We start from the raw sequence: 5319 nt of genomic DNA on the forward strand, positions 1-5319 counted from the left end.
TCGGCCTGTCGATCTGCCAGACGATCGTGGAGGCGCATGGCGGCGCGATTCTCGCCGTTTCGCCGCATGGTGGGGGCACCTGTTTCCGGTTCACACTCAGATTGGAAACGGCTAAACCCGCTCTATGACCGAACCGCGCCTGATCCACCTGGTCGATGACGATGAAGCCATCCGCCATTCGGCGAGCTTTATGCTGCGCCATGCCGGCTTTCGGGTGAAGACCTATGCCGACGGCGTCGCCTTCCTGGACCAGGTGGCGGACGCCGAGCGCGGCTGCATCCTGCTGGATGTCCAGATGCCGCAGATGGACGGGCTGGAAGTCCAGGAAGCCCTCAATCAGCGCGGCGTGGCGATGCCGGTCATCGTCCTCACCGGGCACGGCGATGTCGCCGTCGCCGTGCGCGCCATGAAGGCTGGGGCGGTGGATTTTGTGGAGAAGCCCTACGCCAAGGAAACGCTGGTCGAGGCCCTCTCGCGCGCTTTCGACCGGCTTGAGGCGCGCCGCCGCGAGGAAGTCCTGAGCGATGAGGCCCGCGGCCTGATCGAACGACTGACCCCGCGTGAGCATGATGTCCTGCTCGGCCTCGTCGAGGGCCAGACCAACAAGTCGATCGCCGAAACGCTCGACATCTCGCCCCGCACGGTCGAGATTCACCGGGCAAACGTCATGGAAAAGATGGGCGCCTCAAGCCTGTCCACCGTGCTGCGCATCGCCTTTGCCGCGGGCCTCGGCGCCGGCTGATCCTCCCTGTACGGGCTTTTACCTAAAGACAGCGCGCCGCCTGCGGACCAAGGCTGATGGCTTGCGTCCAGTTCCAAAGGGGGTCCGCGCGTGAGTCCAGAGCCCGCCCAGGAGAGAGCGCCGCGCCGTGTTGTCGTGGTCGATGACAGCCCGGCCGTCCGGCAATCCCTCAGCCTGCTGCTCACATCGCGGGGCTATGTGGTGGAGGCCCTTTCAGGCGCGGACGAATTGCTTCTGGATGTCAGACCCGGCGATTTCGATGTCTTTGTCATCGACCTGAAGATGGACGGCATGGACGGCGTGGACCTGCTCGCTGCCTTGCGCCGCCGGGGCATCAGCGAACCGGCCGTCCTGATCTCCGGCTGGTACCTGCCGGCGCTGGAAACCGCCGCCTTGAGGGCCGGCTTCGCCGCCCTCGTCCGCAAGCCGATGATGGATGTCTCGCTCGTCAGCGTGATCGACTATCTTCTCGCGCAGCCCTGACGTCGCCTCGTGCAGCAGGGATACCGGCCCCCCTGCGACCTAACTCCGCAGGCGAAGGGCTTTGACCTGCCCGGCCCGTCCGGATAGGGACGGATGCATGTGGCTGGCTGAACTTAACCTCGCCCCCCTGCGCGCGCTCGCAATGCTGCTCGTCGCCCTCGCGGTGACGATGCGCCTTGCCGTGCCGGACGGCTACATGATCACGTCCGACACGTCCGGCCGCATCCAGATCGAGCTCTGCACCGAGCAGGGCATGATCAGCCGCACGCTGGATCTCGCCACCGGCCAGTATGTCGATGAGACCGGCGCGCCCATGGACGGCGATACGGCGGAGCACAGCCCCTGCGTTTTCGCCGCCGGCACGCCTCTGGCTATCCCGGCCGATCCGGTACCGGCCCCGTTCGAGCGGCGCATCATCCGCACCGCGAGCGTCCACCACCCCGCCTCGCTTGACCAGGCGCGGTGCCTCGCTGCCCCGCCGCCTTACCCGACCGGCCCGCCGGCCACCCTCTGAAGTGACATGCCGCTGCCCCTGCGCCCCGCGCGCACGGGCTGTTCCTGCCTCCCGGTCCGCATCCTGAAACAGGCTCTGCGCCGGACATTTCAGAGTACTCCAAATGAAAAATCCAGCCTTCCTGCGACCCCGTGCGGGCGCATTGCTAGCCCTGCCGTTCATCGGCGCCCTCGGCCTATCCGCTGCCCTCCCGGCCGCCGCCGATGACACGGCCCGTCTGCCGGTCGTCACCACCTATGGCGACGCGATCGATGACGACGCCGCGGCCGCCATCGCCGAGGCCGCCGCCCGGCCCGGCAACGTCTCGGTCGTCCCGGCTGAAGAGTTCGCCGACCGCTACACTGTGAACCTGCGCGACGCGCTGCAATTCACCCCCGGCGTCATCGCCCAGCCCCGCTTTGCCGAGGAAGTGCGCCTCTCCATCCGCGGTTCCGGCGTCGCCAACAATGTCCACCTGCGCGGCGTCGAACTGCTGTTCGACGGCGTCCCGATCAGCGCCGCTGACGGCTTCGGCGACTTCCAGGAACTCGACCCCGGCTTCACCAACCATCTCAGCGTCTGGCGCGGCGCCAACGCCTTTGCCCACGGCGCGGCGAGCCTCGGCGGCGCCATCGAATTCGCCGGCATCACCGCCCGCAATTCCGGCCCCGAACCCTACCTCCGCCTTGATGGCGGCAGCTTCGGCACCGCCCGCGCCCATGCCCGCACCGGCTGGGTCGGCGACCGGTTCGACCTGATCGTCGCCGGCACCTACCAGCAGCAGGACGGCTACCGCGAGAATGCCCAGCAATCGAATGGCCGGATCTACGCCAATGCCGGCTGGCGCTGGAACGACCGGGCCGTCACCCGCTTCGGCATCCTCGGCAATGACGTCAACCAGGAGATCCCCGGCGCGCTCTCGATCAGCCAGGCTCTCGCAACGCCGAAGGCCGCCAATAGCGGCTCCTACAATTTCCGCTTCGGCCGCGACGTGAATTCCTGGCGCAGCTGGACCCGCACCGAGATCGACACTGGCGCACTGGGCACAGTCAGCTTCGGGGGCTCCTATTCCGAAAAGGGCCTCTACCACCCGCTCAGCATCGTCATCGACCAGCACACAATCGACGGCATGCTCTTCGCCCGCCTGGATGGCGGCGCGGACGTCTCCGGCCTGCCGGTGGAATGGACGCTGGGCGCCCGCTGGCGCGATGCGCGCACCGCCGCCCGTGTCTTCACCGCGACGCCCGACCGCCAGGCCCAGCGCGGCGTCAGGATTGGCGATTCCCTGCAATATGCCGGCGGCCTCGACGTCTACGGCGAAGTCCGCGTGAAACCGGCGGAAACCCTCACCCTGATTGCGGGCCTCAACAGCATCGACACCTCCCGCGAAGTCGTGAACCGGCTCACGCCCGGCGCAAGTGACAGCCAGGACTTCACCCAGATCAGCCCGAAGATCGGCGCCCTCTGGTCGCCGTCGGAAACGTTCAGCCTGTTCGGCAACATCTCGGGTATCTATGAGCCCCCGGCCTTCGGTCAGCTGACCCAGGGCGGCGCCGCCGGCTTCACCCCGATCGAAGCGCAGGAAGGCGTCTCCTTCGAGATCGGCGTGCGCGGCGGTACGCCCCGCCTCGCCTACGAGCTGACCTACTACGATGCCCGCCTCGACAACGAGTTCATCGCCTTCCAGACCTCGCCGCTGATCCCGGCAGCAACCTTCAATGCCGAGGATACCCTCCACCGCGGCCTCGAGGCCGGTCTGACTGTTCTGATCACGGACGACCTTTATGGCGGCCAGCTGAAAACGCGCGGCGCGCTCACCTGGAGCGATTTCCGCTTCGAGGGCGACCCCGTCTATGGCGGCAACCGCCTCGCCGGGGTACCGGAAACCGTGTTCTCGGGCGAACTCGCCTGGGAAAGCGGCCGGCTGCGCATCGCCCCATCCGTCTACGTCCAGTCGGACACGTTCGTAGACTTCGCCAACACCCTGAAGGCGCCTGGCCACACTTTGTGGAATCTCGGCGCCTCCTGGCAGGTCAATGACCGGATCGCGGTGTTCGCCGATGGCCGCAACCTCACCGATGAGCGCCACATCACCATGGTCTCGACCATCGCGAATGCCGCCGCCCCCAGCGCCAATCTCGCGGTGGCCACGCCCGGCGACGGTCTCGCCGTCTATGGCGGCATCCGCCTCAGCCTCGGGAGCAGATAATGCAAGCGCGGCGCCTTCATCGACAGATCGGCTGGGTCGCGGCCTTCGTGGCCATCGCCTGGGCCGTGACCGGTTTCCTGCATCCGGTGATGAACTGGACGGCGCCGCGCGCCGCGATCCAGATGCCGCCCGCCCGCCCGCTGGCGCTTCCACCGGGCGGGCTTGCCGCGCCTGGCGAGGCGCTGGCGGCAGCGGGCCTCGCGGCGAGCCCGCATGTGCGCCTCGTGCAGGTTGGCGGCGAGCCCTACTGGTTCGCCGCTGATCCGGCCTCCGCCCGGCGCGCCGTGGTCAGCGCTGTCACCGGCGTGCCCTCACCGGAGGCCGAAGCCGCCCATGCCGAAGCGCTCGCCCGCCACTATGCCGCGCTGCCGGACACAGCCATCGCCTCAGTCCGGCCGGTGGATGCGTTCTCCACCAACTACCCCTCGATCAACCGGCTCCTGCCGGTCTGGGCGGTGCAGTTCGACACGCCGGACGGCCTCACCCTCTATGTCGATACCGGCATGGACCGGCTCGCCGCCGTCACCAATGGCCCGCGCCGCGTCCTCCTCGCCGTGTTCCAGAATGTCCATACACTGAGCTTTCTGTCCTTCGCCGAGCCCCTGCGCGTCGCCGTCCTCGCGTTCCTGATCCTCACCGTGGTCGCCACCACTTTCATCGGCGCCGCGCTGCTCCTGAAAGCCAGGGGCAAGGGCCTGCGCCGCGCGCACACCCTCGCGGCCTGGCTCGCCCTGCCGATCATCCTCGCCTACACGCTCTCGGGCCTGTTCCACCTGGTCATGACGAATGACCTGAACCCGCGCGGCTTGCCGGTCCCGGACGCATTTCCGCTCGCCGCGCTCGATCTCCCAGCCCTCGACACGCCGGTCCTCAACAGCCTCATCGCCACCGCCGGGCCGGACGGCGCGCCCCTCTGGCGAATCGAAACGGTCAGCGGCATCCGCTATGCGGGCCAACCCGAACCCCATGACGACGCCGCCCGCGCCCGCACCCTCGCCGGGGCCAGCGCCGAGGCCCCCGTCTCCCTCATCAACCGCTTCGGGGATGGCTACAGCTTCGCCGACAAGCGCCTGCCGGTGATGCGGGTCGAGGCGGCGGACGGGCCGGTCTTCGTCGATGTCCGCGAAGGCGTCATCGCCGCCATCCCGCGCCTCAGCGCCGCTGGCCGGGCCGAGACATGGTGCTTCAACAATCTCCACAAATGGGAATTCCTGAAACCCGTCGGCACGAAGAACCGCGACATCGCCACAATGCTCGCCACCGTCCTCATTCTCCTCACCGCCGCCCTCGGCCTCGCCCTGCAACTGAGACGGCGGCGGAGTGTCCAATGAGAGCTTTCAGCGAGTGATCAGTATACCAGCCCGCTGGCATGCACTTCGGACATCTGCGAGC

The 5319-nt window shown here is 68.0% G+C and carries 6 protein-coding genes; all 6 read left to right on the forward strand.

Annotated elements, in window-relative coordinates:
- Positions 1-128 (forward strand): ATP-binding protein (locus ACK4SV_RS15725; RefSeq protein WP_409918797.1); only part of this gene is annotated, 128 nt, incomplete at its 5' end.
- Complete coding sequence (locus tag ACK4SV_RS15730) at positions 125-742, forward strand: response regulator transcription factor (protein WP_409918792.1); 618 nt, start codon at positions 125-127, stop codon at positions 740-742. The genes ACK4SV_RS15725 and ACK4SV_RS15730, both read left to right, overlap by 4 nt.
- A gap of 90 nt (positions 743-832) precedes the next feature.
- Positions 833-1225 (forward strand): response regulator, encoded by a 393-nt coding sequence (locus ACK4SV_RS15735; RefSeq protein WP_409918793.1) that lies wholly within the window; start codon positions 833-835, stop codon positions 1223-1225.
- A gap of 97 nt (positions 1226-1322) precedes the next feature.
- Complete coding sequence (locus ACK4SV_RS15740) at positions 1323-1739, forward strand: hypothetical protein (RefSeq protein WP_409918794.1); 417 nt, start codon at positions 1323-1325, stop codon at positions 1737-1739.
- 103 nt (positions 1740-1842) lie between these two features.
- Positions 1843-3927: a TonB-dependent receptor family protein gene (locus ACK4SV_RS15745; protein ID WP_409918795.1), complete on the forward strand. Its 2085-nt coding sequence runs from the start codon at positions 1843-1845 to the stop codon at positions 3925-3927.
- Positions 3927-5258, forward strand: a complete 1332-nt coding sequence (locus ACK4SV_RS15750; protein ID WP_409918796.1) for a hypothetical protein — start codon at positions 3927-3929, stop codon at positions 5256-5258. Before ACK4SV_RS15745 ends, ACK4SV_RS15750 begins: the two co-directional genes overlap by 1 nt.
- Positions 5259-5319 lie beyond the last annotated feature (61 nt).

This window comes from Hyphomonas sp., from assembly GCF_046313735.1.
Taxonomy (GTDB): domain Bacteria; phylum Pseudomonadota; class Alphaproteobacteria; order Caulobacterales; family Hyphomonadaceae; genus Hyphomonas.